This window comes from Agrobacterium sp. Azo12 (assembly GCF_029193765.2).
GTDB lineage: Bacteria > Pseudomonadota > Alphaproteobacteria > Rhizobiales > Rhizobiaceae > Agrobacterium.
On sequence record NZ_JARFYO020000001.1, the window covers coordinates 446,380 to 465,942 of the forward strand.

Consider the following 19,563-nt stretch of genomic DNA (forward strand, 5'->3'; position numbering starts at 1 on the left):
TCTTTTCTCCTTACTGGCTCAAGCCGCCGAACAGGGTCGGGATGTCGAGAGGGCGGAAGCCATAGTGGTTCATCCAGCGAACGTCGGCGTTGAAGAAGTCACGCAGATCAGGCATGCCGTATTTCAGCATGGCAATGCGGTCGAGACCCATACCCCAGGCAAAGCCCTGATATTCGTCCGGATCCAGTCCGCCTGCCCGCAGTACATTGGGATGTACCATGCCGCAGCCGAGAATTTCCATCCAGTCCTTGCCTTCGCCGAACTTAACGATCGGGCCGGAGCGGTCGCACTGGATATCCACTTCGAAAGATGGCTCCGTGAACGGGAAGAATGACGGGCGGAAGCGCATCACAACGCTGTCGACTTCGAAGAAGGTCTTGCAGAACTCTTCCAGAATCCAGCGCAGATTGCTGACATTTGCCTTTTTGTCGATCACCAGACCTTCGACCTGATGGAACATCGGCGAATGGGTGGCGTCAGAGTCCTGACGGTAGGTCTTGCCCGGAATGACGATACGGATCGGTGGCTTCTGGGCCTCCATCGTACGCACCTGCACTGGCGAGGTATGCGTGCGCAGAACCTTGCGCTCGCCCTTGTCATTGGCAGGCAGGAAAAAGGTGTCGTGCATTTCGCGGGCAGGGTGGCCTTCCGGGAAATTCAGAGCCGTGAAGTTGTAATAGTCGGTTTCGATATCCGGACCTTCGGCAATCGAGAAACCCATATCGGCAAAAATCGCGGTGATCTCATCAACGATCTGGCTGATCGGATGGATGCGGCCGCGCTCGGCAGGGGACTGACGAACAGGCAGGCTGACATCGACTGTTTCCGCTTTCAGGCGGGCCGTGATGGCTGCATCTTTTAGTTCGCTCTTGCGCGCAGTGATAAAGTCGGTGACTTCATTCTTCAGCTGGTTGATGGCCGCGCCGCGTGTCTGGCGCTCTTCCGGTGTCATTGTGCCCAGGGTTTTGAGAAGTTCGGAAACCGAACCCTTTTTGCCCAGCGCCGAAACACGCACAGCTTCAATGCTTGCCTCATCACCGGCTGCGGCGATCTCCGACATCAATTGCGATTTCAAAGTATCAAGTTCAGTCATCTTTTCCTGCCTCGCCGGGATATGTTCCAGCGGCTTGCGGTTTCACAGCATTCTTCAGATAGTCGGTCGCCATGATAAAGCGTCGCAGATCACTACCCATCCGCACGCGCCCGATCAACCGGGCAAGCGGTAAAAATCGCGCAAGAACGGTCACCAGACGCTGCAATTCTTGAACGGTGGCGGCAGGGGCCTGCTTCCGCCACAGGCGGAAGGCTTCATCACAGGTTTTTTGTTGTTCGACGGAGCGGGTCGCAACGATCAGAAACAGTAGCCACAGATCGCGGGCCTGCGCAGATTCAAGCGGCATGACAGCTTCCGGCTCTTCTTCGAAATCCATGAAGCCGACGCGGCCGTCACGCAGGAAGAAATCGCGCACATGTGGGCGTCCATGGCACAGACCGGCGGCATGCAGTGCTCCAAGCGCTTCTGTTGCCTTGACCAGCAGTGCGTCATTTTCTGCCGGAGAGGCGTTTTTCAAACCCTTGAGCATGACCTCGACGGTCGGTCCGACATCACCAAGCGCAATCGCGGTATCGGACGCATAGACAATCTCTGCAACAGGAAAGCCCTTTTCGGCAAAACGCTCCATACGACGGATTTCCCGCGCCATCATGGCTGCAGGTTTGAGAAGTGGTGACGGCTTGAGAAATGAATAGGGCAGGAGCTTTGCCAGGAAAGCCTGCAGCGAAATCCACCAGGAGGAATTCTCCGTCCCCTGACGTTTGATCCAGACAGCACCGCTGTCAAGCTCAAGCCGCTGGATGCGCCGGTCACTGGCCAGCAGTGCCTGCATAAGGGCGGCAACATCCGTATCTTTCAGCGTGACGCGGAACCCACGTTTTTTCGTGTCCATATCCGTTGCATTTAACATAAGCCTCCGATCGTCGCGTTATGCTGGCGATCCTCCCTGTTTCATGTGCAGAGCGGCGAGAGTTGAACTGGATTAAGTTCCGTCGCTCCAAGCTGTCATTGGGCATCAGATCGAGAACCGCTGGGCGTTTTCGGTCCAATGCTCCGGACGCATGTCATCGAAAGAAAAAACCCGCGCCGGATGAACCGGCGCGGGTTTAATAAGAACGAAGATGTTCAGCGCCGTATTAGTTTACAGCAGCTTCAAACTCGTTTTTCGTACCGGCTTCCTTGAGGTACTCGAGAGCCTTCTTGGAAGCGTCTACGAGTGCGCCGAACGTTGCCGGCTCATGGATTGCCAGGTCAGACAGAACCTTGCGGTCAACTTCGATGCCAGCCTTGTTCAGGCCGTCGATGAAGCGGCCGTAGGTCAGGCCGGATTCGCGAACAGCAGCGTTGATGCGCTGGATCCAGAGAGCGCGGAAGTTGCGCTTCTTGACGCGGCGGTCACGTGTTGCATACTGTCTGGACTTGTCGACAGCAGCCTTAGCTGTACGGATGGTATTCTTGCGACGACCGTAAAAGCCCTTAGCGGCCTTGAGTGTCTTGGTGTGCTTGGCGCGGGAAGTAACGCCACGTTTTACGCGAGCCATATCATGATCTCCTTAAAGTGTCCAAATACGCGGAAAAGTCTTAGAGACCGTTCGGCAGGTAGTTCTTGACGACTTTCTTGCCGTCAGGCTCGGCGAGAACCATGGTTCCGCGCGCGTCGCGAATGAACTTATTGGAACGCTTGATCATGCCGTGGCGCTTGCCAGCAGCGGCTGCAACGACTTTGCCGGTTGCGGTGATTTTGAACCGCTTTTTGGCAGCCGATTTAGTCTTCATCTTGGGCATTTTGCTACTCCGTTTTTTGTATCGAAACTGGCGGATGAGGCCTTGTTTCAAGCTATTCTGGAACGGCCTCGGCATGCCCTGCCGGACCGTTCGGACGCGCGCTTATAACCGCAGTCGGCCAAAAGCGCAACTCTTTATAAAAAGCCCTGTCAGGCTTTATTATTTGGGGGCGAGAACCATCATCATCTGACGGCCTTCGAGTTTCGGCTCGGCTTCCACCTTGGCGATCGCCAATGTGTCTTCCTTAACCTGCAAAAGAAGCTTCATGCCGAGTTCCTGGTGCGCCATTTCACGGCCACGGAACTTCAAGGTCACTTTCACCTTGTCGCCTTCTTCGAAGAAACGGCTGATAGCCTTCATCTTCACCTCATAGTCATGGGTGTCGATGTTGGGGCGCATCTTGATTTCTTTGACTTCGACAATCTTCTGCTTCTTGCGAGCTTCAGCGGCCTTTTTCTGGGTCGAGTACTTCAGTTTGCCGAGATCGAGAATCTTGCATACCGGCGGTTCGGCGTTCGGCGAAATCTCAACGAGATCGAGACCGGCCTCCTCTGCCAGTTTCAGGGCCTGATCCGTCGGCATCGGGCCGAGGTTTGTGCCTTCTTCATTGATGAGCTGAACGCGGGGAACCCGAATTTCCCGGTTGGAGCGCGGGCCCTCCTTGACGGGGGCATCGGCTTTGAAAGGTCTGCGAATGGTCGTATTCTCCTGAACTGTTTTCCGGATTGGCTGCGGCAATGACCTCCTGCCGAAGCAAATGGCGGAAATGTCGTGATTGCCGTGGCGAAGTCAATAGCATAAGTGCTGGAAAAAATCACCACTTGTCGCGGTTTTTGCGAATCTGCTCTACAAGACGTCAAAATCGAGGAGTGCAGGCATGCAAAACAGCGAAAATCCGGTTCAATACATCACTGTCGGTAACGATGATGATGCGCGCAATATAGGAATGATAGTTCGTCCTGCCAAGGCTGGTGCGACGGGTCCGACCCTTTTGTGGCTGGGTGGCTATCGTTCAGACATGTCCGGAACCAAAGCCGTCGAGCTTGATCGTTTTGCAAGTGAACATGGATTGGCCTGCATTCGGTTCGATTATTCCGGTCATGGCGTCTCCGGCGGGGATTTCACCAAGGGCACCATTTCGCGCTGGCTGGATGAGACGCTGGCCGTGATCGCAGATCAGAAGCCGCAGAGCATCATTGCCATCGGTTCATCGATGGGCGGCTGGATCGCGTTGCGCCTGGTGCAGGAATTAAAGAAGCTCAAGACAGCAACGATAGACGGTCTGGTTTTGATCGCCCCGGCGCCGGATTTTACAGCCGAACTGATCGAGCCAAACCTGTCGGATGCAGAAAAAGCCTCGCTTGCAGAGCGTGGTTATTTCGAGGAGCCTTCCGAATACAGCCCTGAACCAAATATCTTTACCCGCGCGCTGATTGAGGATGGCCGCGAAAACCGGGTGCTCAAGGGCATGATCGAAACCGGTTGCCCGGTGCATATTCTGCAGGGTGGACAAGATCCTGATGTGCCTTACACCCATGCTCTAAGGTTGATGCAGTTTCTGCCGGCCGATGATGTGGTTTTGACCATGATACAGGATGGCGACCACCGGCTTTCACGCCCGCAGGATATCGAGCGTATGCTGCAGGCGGTAAAAGACATGGCGTTTTCGGCAAAACCGCAACGGTCTTAACCATATTCAACATCTCTCTGCCTTCAGCAATCGCTAATGATTGACTCAAAGCCGTCCCTCATTTTAACGTTTTGTTAAGAATGTAAGGGACGGTTTCATGATGAAAGCACCGCTGGCGCGTGCGCTGTTGATAGCAGCTGTCGCGGGATTATTCTCTGCGGCTTCCGTGCAGGCGGAAAACAAGGGCAGCCTGTCTATGGTGACAGGCGGTGTTACCTCGCAGCCAATTGGCCATTATGAGTTCTGTCAGAAATACACAGCCGAGTGCAATGTGCGCAGCAAACTGACAGCTCCACCACGTGTGACCGAATATGGCTGGAAGCTGGTGCGCGAGATCAATGCGTCGGTCAACAACAGCATCATCGCCATGACAGATCAGGAAATCTATGGTCGCGATGAGGTCTGGGAATATCCGACCACGGCCGGTGACTGCGAAGATTATGTTCTTTTGAAAAGAAAGATGCTGATCGAGAACGGATTTTCCGTGTCCGACCTTCTGATCACCGTCGTTCGCAAGCCTGATGGCGAGGGACACGCTGTACTGACATTGCGCACCACTGAAGGTGACTTCATTCTCGACAACCTGTCGGATGAGGTAAAACTCTGGACAGACACACAATACACATACCTGAAGCGCCAGGCCTCGTTTAACTCCGGCCGTTGGGTTTCCATCGAAGATGGTCGCGACGTTCTGGTTGGTGCTCTGAGATAACTGTCTTAAGTGAAGCCTGCCTGTGCAGGCTTCAGTTTATGTGTCGGCCAGCAATCCCGAGGCAAGATGCTGGAAAGCATCGACAGCTCTTGGAAATGCCTCTTCCGGATTTTGAGCGGCGGCAATCCACAGTGCTGAGTTCAGCACAGCGCCATTCAGCAGCCATGTCGCAGCCTTTGCATCGACTTTTTTCAGTGTTCCATCGTCAATCAGGCCCTGAACGGTTTTTTCAATCCGTTGCAGGCAAGCCGTCTGGTTGGGCCAATTTGCGGGGTCACCCAGAACCGCCGGACCATCCAGCAGCATGATGCGCTGGATTTCAGGCTCCAGGGCCATTTCGATATAAGCGGTACTTTCAGCGAGCAATGCGAGCCAGGGCGTCGCTGCACCCTCCTGCACGACGCGCAACCGTGCCAGCATCTCACCATCAATCTGATCGATGACGGCCCATAGGAGGCCCTTTTTGTCACCAAAATTGTGATAGAGCGCGCCACGCGTCAAACCGGCTTCGGCCGTCAGGTCGTCCATGGACGCGGCGGCATAACCCTTTGTTGCGAAAGCTTTTCGCGCTGCAGTGATAAGCTTGGCGCGGGTTTCTTCAACCATCTGGGCACGTGTTTTCGCAGCCATTCGGCTCTCCTGAAATTAACATACGATCCGTATGCGTATTGACATACGCGATGTATGTTAACATATATTAGCATACGGGCCGTATATCAATGCTGCGTCCCGCTCACTAAAGCAATGAAAAATCGACCGATTTATCCAAGAACGCCACTGCGTAACGCAGACCCGTGTTCTGGAATTGGACGAGTGCGTTTTAAAGGAGCACACAATGACCAAACGCGATGCTATTTTCCCTGCCAGCAGGCAAGAACTCTATGAAATCAACGGTTACTCCGCAGCAATCCGATCCGGTGATCTGCTGTTTGTGTCCGGCCAGGTCGGCAGCCGTGAAGATGGATCTCCAGAACCGGATTTCGAAAAGCAGGTGCAGCTAGCTTTCGACAATCTCAAAGCGGTCCTGAAAGCAGCAAACAGCAGCTTTGATGATATTGTCGATGTCACGACATTTCACACCGACCCTGCCAACCAGTTCGAGGTGGTGATGGCAGCCAAAAACAAGGCATTTTCGGAAAAGCCATATCCGAACTGGACCGCTGTCGGTGTGAACTGGCTGGCCGGTTTCGACTTCGAAATCAAGGTCATTGCCCGCATTCCGCAATCGAACTGATTGTTTGTTCCCGGTGAAGCACGTGGGGTATTTGCGTGCTTTACCGGCCCATGCCCACCCGCCTTCATCACTAACAGCGACGGGATTTGTGCGGTAAGACTTGGCACACAAACCATTTTTCTTGAAGCCAAGGAAACTGGATCCTATTATATGGTCCAGTTTTAATGCTTACAGGATGTGTGCAACATGGATTTCAACCCAGCAACAACAGTCACAAATTTTGTTGTTCACGGGAAAGTCCTTGTTCATGTCAACTTCGATAACACTCTCCAATCTAAGCTGGTCGACGCCTGAGGGGCGCCCGCTTTTTTCCCACCTTACGCTTGCTTTCGAGGCAGAACGGACCGGCCTTGTCGGCCGCAACGGCGTCGGTAAATCGACACTTCTGAAACTGATAACCGGTGCACTGCAGCCGCTGGCGGGTGATATCTCGGTCTCTGGCAGCGTTGGCGCCATGAAGCAGATTGTGCAGATCGCAGCTGATGAAACCGTTGCGGATCTGTTTGGCGTGTCTGGTGCTCTCACCATTCTTCGCCGTGCTGAAAATGGCGAAGCGACAATGGAAGAACTGGCGGATGCCGATTGGACGCTGGAAGATCGCATGCGCGCGTCGCTTGATCTTCTGGGCCTTGCTGTCACGGCTGAAACCCTGCTTTCCAGCTTGTCCGGTGGGCAACGAACCCGTGCCGGCCTTGCGGCACTGATCTTCACGCAACCTGACTTTATCGTTCTGGACGAGCCTACCAACAACCTGGATCGTGAAGGTCGCCAAGCGGTCATCGATTTTGTGTCGACATGGCGCGGCGGTGTACTTGTCGTCAGCCATGACCGTGAATTGCTGGATACGATGGATTGCATCGTGGAATTGACGTCGCTTGGCGCAAATCGTTACGGTGGCAACTGGAGCGATTATCGTGAAGCCAAAGCCTTGGAGCTTTCTGCTATCGAGCAGGATATGTCCGAGGCCGAAAAGCAGCTTAACGACATTGCACGCAAAGCGCAGGCGAGATCAGAAGCCAAGGCACGCAAGGATAGCACGGGTAAGCAGAAAGCCGCCAAGGGTGATCAGCCACGTATCTTGCTTGGCGCCATGAAAGGGCGAAGCGAAAGTACCAGTGGAGGCTATGCGCGATTGACCGAGCGCCGCCAGACTGAAGCTACAGCAGCACTGGAAACGGCACGACGTCGTAGGGAAATCCTCCAGCCATTGGTGGTAACACTGGCGTCAACCGGTCTGCCAGCCAGCAAAATGGTCCTGCAGATGGAAAACGTCACAGCAGGCTATCAGCCTGAAGCACCCGTTCTGCGCGATGTCAGTTTTACCATCACCGGACCGGAGCGTATTGCCATCACAGGCAAAAATGGTGCGGGAAAATCTACCCTTCTGTCATTGGTTACAGGTGCGCTGAAACCGTGGGCCGGTCAGGTGCGTGTGTTCACCCCCTGGGCCATGCTCGACCAACAGGTCAGCCTGATGGATAGCGCGACCTCAATTCTTGATAACTTCCGCCGACTGAACCCGAATTCCGATGACAATCAATGCAGGGCCGCACTGGCGAGATTCATGTTCCGTGCCGACGCTGCCCTGCAGATTGCCGGAAGTCTCAGTGGCGGTCAGCTTTTGCGGGCAGGGCTTGCCTGCACACTGGGTGGTTCATCGCCGCCACCCTTGCTGGTGTTGGATGAGCCGACGAACCATCTGGATGTGGAGGCGATCGAAGCCCTGGAAGCGGGATTGCGCGCCTATGACGGCGCGCTGCTGGTCGTCAGCCATGACGAGGTGTTTCTGGAAGCAATCGGTATAAACCGTTATCAGCTGTTGCCGATGATAATGCCGGCTGCCAGCACCAGCGATCCGCCCAGCACCACCTGAAAGACCGCCCGCATGAATGGCGTTTCCATAAAGCGGTTCTGGATGAAAGCAATTGCCCACAGCTCAACAAAGACCACGACGGCCGCGATGGCGGTGGCCGTCCAGAAATGTGGAATGAGATAGGGTAGTGCGTGGCCAAGGCCGCCAACGGCGGTCATGATACCCGAGGCAAGGCCGCGTTTGAGCGGTGAGCCTCGGCCGGAAAGTTTGCCATCATCATGGGCCGCTTCGGTAAAGCCCATGGAGATGCCGGCACCGACGGAGGCGGAAAGGCCAATGAGGAATGTTTGCCAAGTATCCTGGGTGGCAAAGGCCGCCGCGAAAATCGGCGCCAGTGTCGAAACCGAACCATCCATCAAACCGGCAAGACCCGGCTGCACATAGGTCAGCAGAAACTGGCGTTTCGCAGTTTCTTTTTCGGTCTCATCAACGCCGTCGGCCAGATGTTTGTTTTCCAGCATCTCGGCGATGTCCTGGTGTCCACGTTCCGCATCTGCTAGATCGCCAAGCAGTTTGCGGGTATCGGCGTTGGACACGCGGGCGACTGCCTGGTCATAAAAATTCGCCGCCTGCTGTTCCATGAGCTCGGCCTGCAGGCGGATTTTCTCAAGCGACAGGTTCTTAACCAGCCAGTCCGGTTTGCGGTCATAAAAACCGCTGACATGCTCACGGCGAATAAGCGGTATATTGTCGCCAAACCGGCGTATGTGCATGTCGATCAGCATATTGCGGTGCGTCTGCTCAACCTCGGCCATGTCGTCGAAAATTTTGGCTGATGCCGCGTAATCCTGCTTCAGAATGCTGGCATAGGCGCGGTAGATCCGGGCGTCGTCCTCTTCACTCGCAATGGCCAGTGCCAATATCTCCTGTTCGCTCAGCGAAGAAAAATCACGTTTTGAAGAGGCAAACAGCGAGCGCAACATGGGAATGTCCTAGTTTAGAATTGTTCTAAATATATTCAATGTCGCGCTGAGAAGCAAGGGATGCAAAAGGTCGCATTGCGAAAATTGCCCATGAAGACCATATGAGGGTGGCAGTAAGACATGAGTACAGAAAGAACCGCCGGGGCGAGCATGAGCGATGATCTACAGGCAAGAGCCGCCCACAATGCTGAAATTCAGCGCCGTGCCGAGGGTGAGATGGCGCGGATGGGGATCGATGCAGCTTTTATCGATCATCTCGTGGAGACCTTTTACGGTCGTGTTCTCGCTCACCCGGAGCTGGGGCCGGTGTTTGATGGCAGGCTGCACGGCCGCTGGCCTGAACATATGGCCAAGATGAAGAGTTTCTGGTCGGCCATCGCATTCAAGAATGGTGGTTATGCGGGAAAACCGGTGCAGGCGCATGTTGGCGTACAGGGCATGACGTCCGGTCTGTTTCCGCAATGGCTGGCGCTCTTTTCGGAAACGCTGAGTGACATCGCCCCCAGCCGTGAAGCGCATGACTGGTTCATGGCAACGGCCGAGCGTATCGCCCGCAGCCTGACATTGTCACTGTTTTACAATCCGGCACTGGATGATCCTGCGATAAAACGGACCTGACAGGGCAAGGGGGGCACGCCCCTCGACAGGGCGCGCGCCAATTGTTTATTTTCTGACTACGGTTTGGGATAAGGCCATTTCCAGTTCTGGATTTCCGGCATGTCCTCGCCATGTTCACACACAAACATCTTGTGCTGCATCAGCTTTTCATGAAGCGCGGTCACGACATCTGCGGCCTTTTCCTTGAGAACCGGCAACCGGTTGATCGCCTCGATTGCCAGGTGATAGCGGTCCAGCTCATTCATCACGGCCATATCAAACGGCGTTGTGGTCGTTCCTTCTTCAATAAAACCACGCACGTGGAAGTTCGGGTGATTGGTGCGCTTATAGACCAGCCGGTGAATGAGATAGGGGTAGCCGTGATAGGCAAAGATCACCGGCCGATCTGTGGTGAATATCCGGTCGAACTGCTCGTCGGATATGCCGTGCGGATGATGTTGCGGTGACTGCAGTGTCATCAGATCCACCACATTTACCACGCGAATGCGCAGATGTGGCAATGCTTGCCTCAACAGATCAACCGCCGCCAGTGTTTCCATGGTCGGCACATCGCCGGCGCAAGCCATCACCACATCTGGCTCCAGCCCGTCCTCGGTCCCCGCCCATTCCCATATGCCAAGCCCTGCTTCGCAATGGCGCTCGGCTTCTTCCATGGTCAACCACTGCGGGGCAGGCTGTTTGCCCGCCACGATCACGTTCACCCGGTCCCATGTTTTCAGGCAATGGTCGCCAACCCACAGAAGGGTATTGGCATCCGGTGGCAGATAGACCCGCACAATCTCCGAGCTTTTGTTGGCAACAAGATCAACGAAGCCCGGATCCTGGTGGGAGAACCCATTATGATCCTGCCGCCAGACATGCGACGTCAGCAGATAATTGAGGGACGAAACCGGCTTTCTCCATTCCAGCTCACGCGAAACCTTCAGCCATTTTGCATGCTGATTGAACATGGAGTCGACAATATGGATAAAGGCTTCGTAGCAAGAGAATAAACCGTGTCGGCCGGTGAGCAAATATCCTTCCAGCCACCCTTGGCACTGGTGTTCGCTCAGTACCTCCATCACCCGGCCCTGCGGGGCGAGATTGTCGTCGGTTTCCAGCGTCTGCGCCATCCACACGCGGTCGGTGGCCTCAAACACACTGCCCAAACGGTTTGATGCTGTTTCGTCTGGCCCGAAGATACGAAAGTTCTTATCACTTTCATTTAGCCGGATAACATCTCGCAGATAATCGCCGAGAACCTTGGTCGCTTGCCCCTCGGTTGCACCGGGTGTGGTGACGGAAACGGCGTAGGTCCGGAAGTCAGGCGTATGCAACTCCTTGCGCAATAATCCGCCATTGGCATGTGGATTGGCGCCCATGCGGCGTTCGCCATGGGGCGCCAGCGCCTTCAGTTCCTCTTTCAGCGTGCCGTTTTTGTCGAAAAGATCGTCAGGATTGTAGCTCCTCAACCAATCCTCAAGGATCTTGCGGTGCCCGGCATCCTGTCGGCAATTGGCCACCGGCACCTGATGCGAACGCCAATGGCCTTCGACGATCTTGCCGTCCACCATCTTGGGGCCGGTCCAGCCCTTGGGCGAACGCAGGATGATCATCGGCCAACGCGGACGCTCGGACGCGTCGTCTTGCGCCTTCTGTTTGATTGTCTTGATGCGATCGAAAATGACATCCAGCGTTGCCGCCATTTGCTGGTGCATGGCTTCCGGCTCATGCCCCTCGACAAAAAACGGCTCATATCCATAGCCGGTAAACAGATGTGTCAGTTCTTCGTCGGACAGGCGTGCCAGCACGGTCGGATTGGCAATTTTATAGCCATTCAGATGCAGGATTGGCAGCACGGTCCCATCACTTGCCGGGTTCAGGAACTTGTTGGAATGCCAGGCGGTCGCCAGTGGTCCGGTTTCGGCTTCGCCGTCCCCCACCACGCAGGCAACGACCAGATCAGGATTGTCAAAGGCTGCGCCATAGGCGTGAACCAGCGCGTAACCCAACTCGCCGCCCTCATGGATCGAACCCGGTGTTTCCGGTGCCGCGTGGCTTGGAATACCGCCGGGGAACGAGAACTGTTTGAACAGCTTCAGCATCCCGGCTTCATCCTCGGTAATTCCGGGATAGATTTCCGAATAGATCCCTTCGAGATATGTGCTGGCTACCATACCGGGGCCGCCGTGGCCGGGACCGCAAATGTAGATGACGTTGCTGTCGCGCGCTTTGATGATCCGATTGAGATGAGCATAGATGAAATTGAGACCGGGGGTCGTGCCCCAGTGTCCCAGCAGGCGTGGTTTGACGTGTTCTGCGCGTAGAGGCTCTTTCAAAAGGGGATTGCCGAGAAGGTAAATCTGCCCGACGGACAGATAGTTAGCGGCGCGCCAGTAGCGATCGATCAGCGAAAGCTCATCTGCCGTCAATGTATTTTCACCGGATACTGCTTTTGTTGCCTGCGTCATACGTGCTCCTCACTCTGGTGATGTTTTGGAGAGTTGCGCACCGATTGGACGCAACAATATTCTCCAGAAAATTCACTGCGACGCACCAGACTGGTCCCAAAAATCGAAACCCACTTTGCGGGCTGGTGCAGTTCCATGCGTAGAAGATACTGCTTGGACCGGCTTCTCCTTGACGCAAGTCAAGTGGTGTTGCGGTTTGTCTATGATTAGCGACCGAAGGCTACAATCATATGGCGTAGTCTTGCAATCCTCGGCTGTTAAAATGCTTCCCGCGCAAGATTCGGAACACCAAAGCCGCCTTTTGCGAAAGGATCGATTTTCCCACTTGAAGCAACCAAGAAGAAATGATTATTAAACTGTGGGAGGCGTACCCGGCGGTTCGCCTTATGAAACTCTTCATAACAAGGCAAACCAACATGGATCGCAGATCTTTTATCCGCAATGCAGGCGCGGTTGGCGCCGGTGTCACGGCAACTGCATTGGCCGCTCCGGCCATCGCTCAAGAAAACCCTAAAATCACATGGCGCATGACCTCATCCTTTACCAAGGGTCTGGATATTCTGTTTGGCGCGGGCCAGATTGTGGCTGACCATGTGAAGGAAGCAACCGGCGGTAACTTTACCATCCAACACTTTGCCGGCGGCGAGATCGTTCCAGCTTTGCAGGCTGCTGATGCGGTGACGGCCGGTACGGTCGAAATGGCGCATACCTGCTCCTATTATTACGTGGGCAAGGACCCGACCTTCGCGCTTGGCACGTCGGTTCCGTTCGGTCTCAATGCGCGCCAGACAAACGCTTGGTTCAATCAGGCTGGCGGTAATGAACTGCTGAACGAATTCCTAGCCCAGCACAACATTTACTCTATCCTGCTCGGCAACACCGGCGCGCAGATGGGTGGCTGGTTCCGCAAGGAGATCAACACCATCGATGATCTCAAGGGTCTGAAAATGCGTATCGCCGGTCTGACCGGTCAGGTCATGCAGAAGGTAGGCGTCACGCCGCAGCAGATCGCGGGCGGTGACGTTTACGCAGCGCTTGAAAAGGGCACGATCGACGCGACCGAATTCGTTGGGCCGTATGACGACCAGAAGCTCGGCTTCTACAAGGTCGCCAAGTATTATTACTACCCTGCCTGGTGGGAGGGCGGCCCGGCTGTTCATGCTTTCGTCAATCTCGAAAAGTTCAACAGCCTACCCGAAAACTACAAGCGCATCTTGAAGGACGCCTGCGCGGCCGGAAGCGCCAGCATGCTGGAGCGTTACGACGCGCGCAATCCGAAGGCATTGAAGGAACTGGTGGCACAGGGTGCCGTCCTGCGCCCGTTCAGTCAGGAAATCCTCGATGTTTGCCACAAGGCAGCACTGGAGACCTACGCTGAAATCTCTGCATCCAACCCAGCCTTCAAGAAGATCTATGACAGCCAGCAGGCTTTCAAGAAGGACGCCTATCTCTGGGCGCAGATCGCTGAATACACCTACGACACCTACATGATGATCCAGCAGCGCAACGGCACGCTGTAATCATAGATCAGGAAAAGTCAAACGGTCACCCGGTTTGGTCCGGGTGACCGTTTTTGTGGGTGGAGACCAGTTTCCACACCTCACGCTCGCGCCATGCTACCGGGCTCAGGCCAGTTATGCGGCGAAATTCGCGATTGAAGTTGGATTTGGTCTGGAAACCGGCATCCAGCATGATCGAGGTCACCGATTGTTCGGTTTCTTCCAAAAGACGGCAGGCTTCCCGGATGCGCAGCTGATTAACGTATTGCGACACGTTCATATTGGCAGACCGGTTTATGGCATTGGAAATCTGCCGGCTGGGTAGGCCAAGTCGGCGCGACAGCCGTGTGAGATTGAGATTCTCATCGCGGTACAGCCTGTCCTTTTGCATAATATGCTCCAGCCGCTCCATCACTTCACGGTCTTCAGTCGAAGGTGGAATAGGCATGTCGCTGGGCGCCTCCGTGCCAGCCTCCGGCTCGACCTTGCTGCCTTCTGCAACCGACGCCGTCAGACCGATCAGGAAAAGGCCTAGAAGATTGGCATTGCTGACGATGGCGGCGACATTGGCACCGCGTGTCCACTCGAAGTCCAGCAGCACCAGAAAGTCAAAGCAGGCAGACAGGCACAACGCGCCCGCGGCGATGTAAAGTGCACGGTGGGCAGGCACTACACTCGCAAAACGCGCCTCATCCAACCCATCAGGACCTGAACGACCCAGCGCAATAATGGCAACCGCATAACCAACGAACAGACTGATCAGAGCAAAGTCTATCGCCAGCGGATAAACCAGCATCAGCAACAGAATGATCAGCGGAGAAACGACGATACCGGTCAGGGTAAAGTTGCGGGTGGCAGGTTGGTCATTCATCAGGCTGCGGAAGCTGGCATAGACAAGCGGTGGCAGGCATCCGGCAATAATAGGCAAGACATAACGCACGTCCTCGACACCATAACCCCAGCGCACTCCGACGGAAATCGATTGCAGCACACAAAGGCCGATCAGTGCCAGAAATGGCCGGTTGGTTTTTTTTTCACGGGCCCTGAACAATGTGATCAGGGTGAGACCGAGCAACAGGGCAACGACAAAGGGCAGGGGAATAAACAGCACGTTAAAGGCCTTGACGAACGAAGTTTATACGCGAAGTGCAGCAGATGAGCCGATTGCTCCGGTTGAGTATTCAATGAATGGACCAGATCACGTTCCGGTACGACCTTGATCGTGATTAAGGACGCTAAATATCTGATTTTTGCCAGCATGAGCCATCGTTCATCCAACTCAACGAGGTTTTTCATGCGGTTTCAACTTCCCATCGCTGCCCTTTTTATGGCCTGCACGGCTGGCTCGGGTGCCTTTTCAGCAGAGCCAGTCGGTGTGCGCGACATCAATGTTTTTTCCCCACAGCGTAACAGCAATCTCGAGGTGACGGTGTGGTACCCGTCAGCGGGGGATGGTGAAAAAACACTGGTTAGCGATACCAGGATTTTTGAAGGTTCACAGGCTTTCAAGGATGCCACCATCAAAACGGGCCAGTTTCCGCTCGTCCTGTTGTCTCATGGCTCAGGTTCGAGAGTTGAAGGCATGGCATGGATTGCGGTGAAACTGGCTGAGGCCGGTTTCATCGTGGCTGGCACCAACCATCCCGGCACCACGAGCGGTTATTCTACACCACAGGACACACCAAAAATCTGGGAGCGTACGCAAGACCTCTCAAACCTAGTCACAAGCCTGACCACCGACAAGGCCTGGGTGTCTTCCATCAGCCAGAGCAGTGTAGGTGTCTTGGGTTTTTCGCTGGGCGGTGCGGCGGCCATGGAAATTTCCGGTTTGCGTGCAGATCTTGATTCGTTTGTGCGTTATTGTGAAGACCATTCAGACATGATGGATTGCCGCTGGTTTGCCGGTGGGCGCGGTTATGTGAATGACGAAGCGGTATCCGTGCCGAAGCTTGATTTGCGCACCGTCGACAAGGGACGGTTTGAGCAATCCAACAGGGACCCGCGCATAAAGGCGGCGGTTCTTGTTGATCCCGCTCTGGCAACGGTCATCCAGCCCGAAAGCATCAAGGACGTGACGATCCCACTGACCTTCATCAATCTCGGCGATGAGGGCAAGGTTCCGGTTGCCGTCAAAGCGGATGAGCTGTCGCATCAGATCTCCTCGGCAAATTATGTTCGGCTCGGCGGTGCCGACCATTTCAGCTTTCTGCCGGTTTGCAAAAAGGACGCCAATGCTTTTCTTGAATCCATTGGTGAACTGGACCCCATTTGCAGCGATGCCGGTCTGCGGGACCGTGCTGAAATTCATCAGGAACTCATTAAAACCATTGTCGATAGCTTCACCCGCACCCTGAAAAACGGCCATTGAACCAAATGTCAGTAAAACAAAACGCCGGGAAAACCCGGCGTTTTATCACGCGATGCGTTTGTAAAAGATCGTCGTGCTGCAATACCGGCCATCGGGGAACAGAGCGTAATCGGGGATAACGCCTACCCGTTGCCACCCGAACCGTGGATAGATTGCTTCAGCATCGCTACCGGTTGCCGTATCAAGAACGAGAAGCGTGCGCCCGCGTTTGGCAGCTTCTGCTTCTACCGCATCCATCAGCAGACGAGAAAGTCCTTGTCCGCGTTGCGAGCGATGAATGAGCAGTTTCATCAGGTCGCCGCGATGTGGCTGGTTTGGTTTTGACGCCAGACCCACCTGAACGGTTCCGACAACAACGCGGTCAACCTCCGCGACAACATGGATGATGTCACCGGTATCGACGCCGGCAGCCACATTCCGCCAGAAGTCTGCCCCGTCTTGCGGAGTGAAGGGCAGCATGAAACCAACCGATGCCCCGTCATTGACGCAATCCGACAAAACCTCGCACAGGTGAGGCAGGGCATTTAATGTATCTGCTGCATCTAAAATTCGGATCGTTGCCATAGGTACCTGCCGGTAAACGTAAATCGATGAGGGACTGTCATTGAGAAATTTGTGATGTGTTTTATCGGCGTGTCAGCGGGCTCGCCGGTCCAAAACGACGCAATAGCGGGCGGGCCGCTCACCCGGATTGTGAAAAACGTGGCCTTCGCCAACCGGCATGAACAGGCAATCGCCCGGCGAAAGGAGATAGACATCCTGTTGTGTCGTCATTTCCAGCGTGCCTTGCAGCAGCCAGACATGTTGGGTCATGCCATGCGAAGCAGAGTGCGGTGGAAAACTGACTTTTGCGCCAGCTGGAAACTCCACCTGAACAATATCGACATCCGAGCCGACGCGCGGCGGTGAAATGGCGCGGCGTACATATCCGGTTTCCGGATCCTGCCAGATTTTCTGTTCTGCCTTGCGGACAATTGGAGTGACTGTCTCGTCTTCAGAAAAAAAGCCTGACAGCGAAAGGCCAAGTGCGGCGCAAATCCGGGCCAGGAGCGAGGCGGTAGGGCTCGCCTCGCCGCGTTCAATACGCGAGATCATCGCCCGGCTGACGCCCGAAGCAAGACTGAGCTGGTCGAGCGTCATATCGTTTTCAGCACGCAACGTGCGGACCCGCTCGCCAATCGATTTTTCGAGAATGTCGTTTTCCATGTCCATGATCAGAGATTTGCATTCTCTTATAATGGAGTCAACGGGTATTATAGTGGAATATTCGAAAAGTGACGAACCTGCGTGAAAGCAGGTTCGTTGTTTTTGATAGTCTTATGCGCCGACCTGAGCGATCCAGTCATTCAGATTATAGTAGTTTGTTACCCGGCTAACTTTGCCGTCCTTTAATTCAAAAAAGGCACCCGCTGGAAGCACGTATTTCTGTCCATTGGCCTCTGGAAGACCTTCATCGGTCACCAGATATTCACCGTTGACGACAAATTCTGCAGACGCGCGCTTGCCGTCTTCGCTGGCCATAATCACCATGTCGGTCAGGGTTTCCTTGTAGCAACGGTTCATGTGATCCATGAACTTCGCAAATACCGCCTTGCCGGTCTGGCGCTCACCCTGATTGATGTCGTGAACCACGTTTTCGTCGAGCAGGGCCAGGAAAGCATCCATGTCCTGACGGTTGAAAGCATCGTAATAGGCGTGGATGGTGGCGGCTGCTGTCATCTTTATCTCCATCGGTCTGCAACACAACTTGGCTCACTTTGGTCGTCACGATATAACCGGGCGCAACCAAGGTGAAAATGCTGTATATCGGAAAGTATCTCAACTGACATGAAAGCACTCGAAATCAAATCCGCATCCGGTGCCGATATTGTACCTTATTTTGATGACCTCGCCCGCTTGCGTATCGGTGTTTTCCGGGAATTCCCATATCTGTATGACGGCACGATCGAGCATGAGCGGGAATATCTGGCCACCTATGCCAATTCGCAAGGTGCCGTTGTGGTGCTGGCACTGGATGACGGCAAAGTCGTTGGCATGTCGACGGGAATTCCAATGGCGTCAGAAACCGACGAGGTGAAAAAACCTTTCATCGCAGCTGGTTATAATCCTGCTCGGATCTTTTATTTCGGTGAGAGCGTGCTTCTGCCACAATATCGCGGGCAGGGCGCTGGTGTTCGGTTTTTTGAAGAACGAGAGGCGCAGGCAAAACGGGTTGGCGGTTTTGACTATTGCACCTTCTGTGCGGTGGAACGTCCTGTGGATCATCCAAGACGGCCCGCAGACTACAAACCACTCAACAGTTTCTGGGAAAATCGCGGTTACGTCCACAAGCCGGAACTGAGCACCACATTCACCTGGCAGGATTTGGATGAGACGGCAAAAAGCCCAAAAACCCTTTCCTTCTGGATGCGAAAGATCGAGGCGTAATTCATGACCAGACTTGCCGCTTGCCAATACGCAATTGAACTTATCGAAAGCTGGGAAGATTACGTTGCACATTTAAGCGCTTTGATACGACAAGCGGCGCAGGACGGTGCCGAACTTGCGCTTTTACCGGAATATTCCGCGCTGACACTGACCGGCCTGCTGCCGGCTGATATCCGCTCCGATCTGCACAAGTCCATCGATGCGCTGCAGCCCCTGCTGCCGGCTTGGCTGGAACTATGTGAAGAACTGGCACGCAGCCATGGCATCGTGTTTCAGCCGGGTAGCGCGCCGGTCAAGGACCCAGATGGCAAATATCGCAACCGTGCTTGGCTGTTTGGACCGGACGGGTTGATCGGGTATCAGGACAAGCAGATCATGACCCGGTTTGAGCGGGAAAAATGGAACATTGCCGCCGGTGTCGAGGGGCTAAAAGCCTTTGATACACCGGTTGGCAAACTCGGCATCCTGATTTGTTACGATAACGAATTCCCGATGCTTGGCCGCAAGCTGGCGGAGCTGGGCGTAGAGCTAGTTCTGGCACCCAGCTGCACTGACACGCTGGCCGGTGCATTCCGGGTGCGCATCGGCGCGCAGGCCCGCGCGCTGGAAAATCAGTATGCCGTACTGTCCTCCCCAACAGCGGGGGAAGCACCCTGGTCACCAGCGGTTGATGAAAATCGCGGCCGCGCTGCTCTCTACGTTCCCTCTGACTACGGCATGCCGCCTTCGGGTATTGTGGCAGAAAGCAAAAGCGACAATGTGGTCGATAGCCATTGGCTGATCACCGACATCGATCTCGACGCCGTCGCAAAACTGCGAACCGAGGGGCAGGTGGCCACCCTCCGTGACTGGCCGGAGCAATTTGACGTATGAAAGGCCCATATTTAGTGGCCTTTTAACGAATTCCCACTTTTCGACTATCGAAGCCCC

General features: G+C 54.8%; 20 protein-coding genes and 1 pseudogene. 9 read left to right on the forward strand and 12 right to left on the reverse strand.

What is annotated here, in order from left to right; translation table 11 throughout:
* Positions 1-10: 10 nt before the first annotated feature.
* The 5 genes from pheS to infC form a co-directional block, all read right to left on the reverse strand.
* Positions 11-1,093, reverse strand: a complete 1,083-nt coding sequence (gene pheS, locus PYL13_RS01920) for a phenylalanine--tRNA ligase subunit alpha (RefSeq protein WP_192486607.1) — start codon at positions 1,091-1,093, stop codon at positions 11-13.
* Positions 1,086-1,964: a serine/threonine protein phosphatase gene (locus PYL13_RS01925; protein ID WP_409515572.1), complete on the reverse strand. Its 879-nt coding sequence runs from the start codon at positions 1,962-1,964 to the stop codon at positions 1,086-1,088. The genes pheS and PYL13_RS01925 overlap by 8 nt, the downstream gene beginning before the upstream one ends.
* A gap of 226 nt (positions 1,965-2,190) precedes the next feature.
* Positions 2,191-2,595: a 50S ribosomal protein L20 gene (gene rplT, locus PYL13_RS01930; protein ID WP_192486609.1), complete on the reverse strand. Its 405-nt coding sequence runs from the start codon at positions 2,593-2,595 to the stop codon at positions 2,191-2,193.
* A gap of 40 nt (positions 2,596-2,635) precedes the next feature.
* Positions 2,636-2,839: a 50S ribosomal protein L35 gene (gene rpmI, locus PYL13_RS01935; protein WP_192486610.1), complete on the reverse strand. Its 204-nt coding sequence runs from the start codon at positions 2,837-2,839 to the stop codon at positions 2,636-2,638.
* 159 nt (positions 2,840-2,998) lie between these two features.
* Complete coding sequence (infC, locus tag PYL13_RS01940; RefSeq protein WP_250983679.1) at positions 2,999-3,535, reverse strand: translation initiation factor IF-3; 537 nt, start codon at positions 3,533-3,535, stop codon at positions 2,999-3,001.
* Between the two features lie 181 nt (positions 3,536-3,716).
* Between infC and PYL13_RS01945 the strand changes: the two genes are divergently transcribed.
* Together PYL13_RS01945 and PYL13_RS01950 are read left to right on the forward strand one after the other, a co-directional pair.
* The gene (locus PYL13_RS01945; protein ID WP_275640345.1) at positions 3,717-4,529 is read left to right on the forward strand and encodes an alpha/beta hydrolase; all 813 of its coding nucleotides are present in this window, start codon (positions 3,717-3,719) and stop codon (positions 4,527-4,529) included.
* Positions 4,530-4,626: 97 nt separating this feature from the next.
* Complete coding sequence (locus PYL13_RS01950; RefSeq protein ID WP_275640346.1) at positions 4,627-5,241, forward strand: transglutaminase-like cysteine peptidase; 615 nt, start codon at positions 4,627-4,629, stop codon at positions 5,239-5,241.
* 36 nt (positions 5,242-5,277) lie between these two features.
* Here the strand turns inward: PYL13_RS01950 and PYL13_RS01955 are convergent, their stop codons facing one another.
* Positions 5,278-5,871 (reverse strand): TetR/AcrR family transcriptional regulator, encoded by a 594-nt coding sequence (locus tag PYL13_RS01955; RefSeq protein ID WP_275640347.1) that lies wholly within the window; start codon positions 5,869-5,871, stop codon positions 5,278-5,280.
* A gap of 205 nt (positions 5,872-6,076) precedes the next feature.
* On the opposite strand from PYL13_RS01955, the gene PYL13_RS01960 reads away from it, so the two are divergent.
* On the forward strand, positions 6,077-6,475 hold the full coding sequence (locus PYL13_RS01960; protein WP_192486614.1) for a RidA family protein: 399 nt from the start codon (positions 6,077-6,079) through the stop codon (positions 6,473-6,475).
* A 247-nt stretch (positions 6,476-6,722) separates the two neighbouring features.
* Positions 6,723-8,348 (forward strand): ABC-F family ATP-binding cassette domain-containing protein, encoded by a 1,626-nt coding sequence (locus tag PYL13_RS01965; RefSeq protein WP_275640348.1) that lies wholly within the window; start codon positions 6,723-6,725, stop codon positions 8,346-8,348.
* On the opposite strand, the gene mbfA is transcribed toward PYL13_RS01965, so the two are convergent.
* Positions 8,288-9,271, reverse strand: a complete 984-nt coding sequence (gene mbfA / locus PYL13_RS01970) for an iron exporter MbfA (protein ID WP_275640349.1) — start codon at positions 9,269-9,271, stop codon at positions 8,288-8,290. The two genes, PYL13_RS01965 and mbfA, sit on opposite strands and share 61 nt — an antisense overlap.
* Positions 9,272-9,421: 150 nt before the next feature.
* Between mbfA and PYL13_RS01975 the strand changes: the two genes are divergently transcribed.
* Positions 9,422-9,889 carry a group III truncated hemoglobin gene (locus PYL13_RS01975; RefSeq protein ID WP_275640350.1) on the forward strand — a complete coding sequence of 156 codons (468 nt, stop codon included), beginning with the start codon at positions 9,422-9,424 and terminating at the stop codon, positions 9,887-9,889.
* 56 nt (positions 9,890-9,945) lie between these two features.
* Here PYL13_RS01975 and PYL13_RS01980 read toward each other — a convergent pair whose 3' ends face one another.
* Positions 9,946-12,339, reverse strand: coding sequence for a phosphoketolase family protein (locus tag PYL13_RS01980; RefSeq protein ID WP_275640351.1), 2,394 nt, complete (start codon positions 12,337-12,339; stop codon positions 9,946-9,948).
* Positions 12,340-12,755: 416 nt separating this feature from the next.
* On the opposite strand from PYL13_RS01980, the gene PYL13_RS01985 reads away from it, so the two are divergent.
* Positions 12,756-13,859: a TRAP transporter substrate-binding protein gene (locus PYL13_RS01985; protein ID WP_192486618.1), complete on the forward strand. Its 1,104-nt coding sequence runs from the start codon at positions 12,756-12,758 to the stop codon at positions 13,857-13,859.
* Here the strand turns inward: PYL13_RS01985 and PYL13_RS01990 are convergent.
* Positions 13,860-14,949, reverse strand: a pseudogene (locus PYL13_RS01990) (helix-turn-helix domain-containing protein).
* A gap of 183 nt (positions 14,950-15,132) precedes the next feature.
* Between PYL13_RS01990 and PYL13_RS01995 the strand changes: the two are divergent.
* Positions 15,133-16,206 carry an alpha/beta hydrolase family protein gene (locus PYL13_RS01995; protein WP_275640352.1) on the forward strand — a complete coding sequence of 358 codons (1,074 nt, stop codon included), beginning with the start codon at positions 15,133-15,135 and terminating at the stop codon, positions 16,204-16,206.
* 45 nt (positions 16,207-16,251) lie between these two features.
* Here the strand turns inward: PYL13_RS01995 and PYL13_RS02000 are convergent, their stop codons facing one another.
* The 3 genes from PYL13_RS02000 to PYL13_RS02010 form a co-directional block, all read right to left on the reverse strand.
* Positions 16,252-16,770, reverse strand: a complete 519-nt coding sequence (locus tag PYL13_RS02000) for a GNAT family N-acetyltransferase (protein WP_275640353.1) — start codon at positions 16,768-16,770, stop codon at positions 16,252-16,254.
* A gap of 72 nt (positions 16,771-16,842) precedes the next feature.
* Positions 16,843-17,412, reverse strand: coding sequence for a helix-turn-helix domain-containing protein (locus PYL13_RS02005; RefSeq protein WP_275641349.1), 570 nt, complete (start codon positions 17,410-17,412; stop codon positions 16,843-16,845).
* A 111-nt stretch (positions 17,413-17,523) separates the two neighbouring features.
* The gene (locus PYL13_RS02010; RefSeq protein WP_250983291.1) at positions 17,524-17,925 is read right to left on the reverse strand and encodes a ketosteroid isomerase-related protein; all 402 of its coding nucleotides are present in this window, start codon (positions 17,923-17,925) and stop codon (positions 17,524-17,526) included.
* Between the two features lie 108 nt (positions 17,926-18,033).
* On the opposite strand from PYL13_RS02010, the gene PYL13_RS02015 reads away from it, so the two are divergent.
* Complete coding sequence (locus tag PYL13_RS02015; RefSeq protein ID WP_275640354.1) at positions 18,034-18,633, forward strand: GNAT family N-acetyltransferase; 600 nt, start codon at positions 18,034-18,036, stop codon at positions 18,631-18,633.
* 3 nt (positions 18,634-18,636) lie between these two features.
* Positions 18,637-19,506, forward strand: a complete 870-nt coding sequence (locus PYL13_RS02020; RefSeq protein WP_275640355.1) for a carbon-nitrogen hydrolase family protein — start codon at positions 18,637-18,639, stop codon at positions 19,504-19,506.
* Positions 19,507-19,563 lie beyond the last annotated feature (57 nt).

Excerpts from the sequence above, each read along its gene's own strand:
- pheS (WP_192486607.1), bottom strand. The coding sequence starts at position 1,093 with ATGACTGAACTTGATACTTTGAAATCGCAATTGATGTCGGAGATCGCC.
- PYL13_RS01925 (WP_409515572.1), bottom strand. The coding sequence starts at position 1,964 with ATGTTAAATGCAACGGATATGGACACGAAAAAACGTGGGTTCCGCGTC.
- rplT (WP_192486609.1), bottom strand. The coding sequence starts at position 2,595 with ATGGCTCGCGTAAAACGTGGCGTTACTTCCCGCGCCAAGCACACCAAG.
- rpmI (WP_192486610.1), bottom strand. The coding sequence starts at position 2,839 with ATGCCCAAGATGAAGACTAAATCGGCTGCCAAAAAGCGGTTCAAAATC.
- PYL13_RS01945 (WP_275640345.1), top strand. The coding sequence starts at position 3,717 with ATGCAAAACAGCGAAAATCCGGTTCAATACATCACTGTCGGTAACGAT.
- PYL13_RS01950 (WP_275640346.1), top strand. The coding sequence starts at position 4,627 with ATGATGAAAGCACCGCTGGCGCGTGCGCTGTTGATAGCAGCTGTCGCG.
- PYL13_RS01955 (WP_275640347.1), bottom strand. The coding sequence starts at position 5,871 with ATGGCTGCGAAAACACGTGCCCAGATGGTTGAAGAAACCCGCGCCAAG.
- PYL13_RS01960 (WP_192486614.1), top strand. The coding sequence starts at position 6,077 with ATGACCAAACGCGATGCTATTTTCCCTGCCAGCAGGCAAGAACTCTAT.
- PYL13_RS01965 (WP_275640348.1), top strand. The coding sequence starts at position 6,723 with ATGTCAACTTCGATAACACTCTCCAATCTAAGCTGGTCGACGCCTGAG.
- mbfA (WP_275640349.1), bottom strand. The coding sequence starts at position 9,271 with ATGTTGCGCTCGCTGTTTGCCTCTTCAAAACGTGATTTTTCTTCGCTG.
- PYL13_RS01975 (WP_275640350.1), top strand. The coding sequence starts at position 9,422 with ATGAGCGATGATCTACAGGCAAGAGCCGCCCACAATGCTGAAATTCAG.
- PYL13_RS01980 (WP_275640351.1), bottom strand. The coding sequence starts at position 12,339 with ATGACGCAGGCAACAAAAGCAGTATCCGGTGAAAATACATTGACGGCA.
- PYL13_RS01985 (WP_192486618.1), top strand. The coding sequence starts at position 12,756 with ATGGATCGCAGATCTTTTATCCGCAATGCAGGCGCGGTTGGCGCCGGT.
- PYL13_RS01995 (WP_275640352.1), top strand. The coding sequence starts at position 15,133 with ATGCGGTTTCAACTTCCCATCGCTGCCCTTTTTATGGCCTGCACGGCT.
- PYL13_RS02000 (WP_275640353.1), bottom strand. The coding sequence starts at position 16,770 with ATGGCAACGATCCGAATTTTAGATGCAGCAGATACATTAAATGCCCTG.
- PYL13_RS02005 (WP_275641349.1), bottom strand. The coding sequence starts at position 17,412 with ATGGAAAACGACATTCTCGAAAAATCGATTGGCGAGCGGGTCCGCACG.
- PYL13_RS02010 (WP_250983291.1), bottom strand. The coding sequence starts at position 17,925 with ATGACAGCAGCCGCCACCATCCACGCCTATTACGATGCTTTCAACCGT.
- PYL13_RS02015 (WP_275640354.1), top strand. The coding sequence starts at position 18,034 with ATGAAAGCACTCGAAATCAAATCCGCATCCGGTGCCGATATTGTACCT.
- PYL13_RS02020 (WP_275640355.1), top strand. The coding sequence starts at position 18,637 with ATGACCAGACTTGCCGCTTGCCAATACGCAATTGAACTTATCGAAAGC.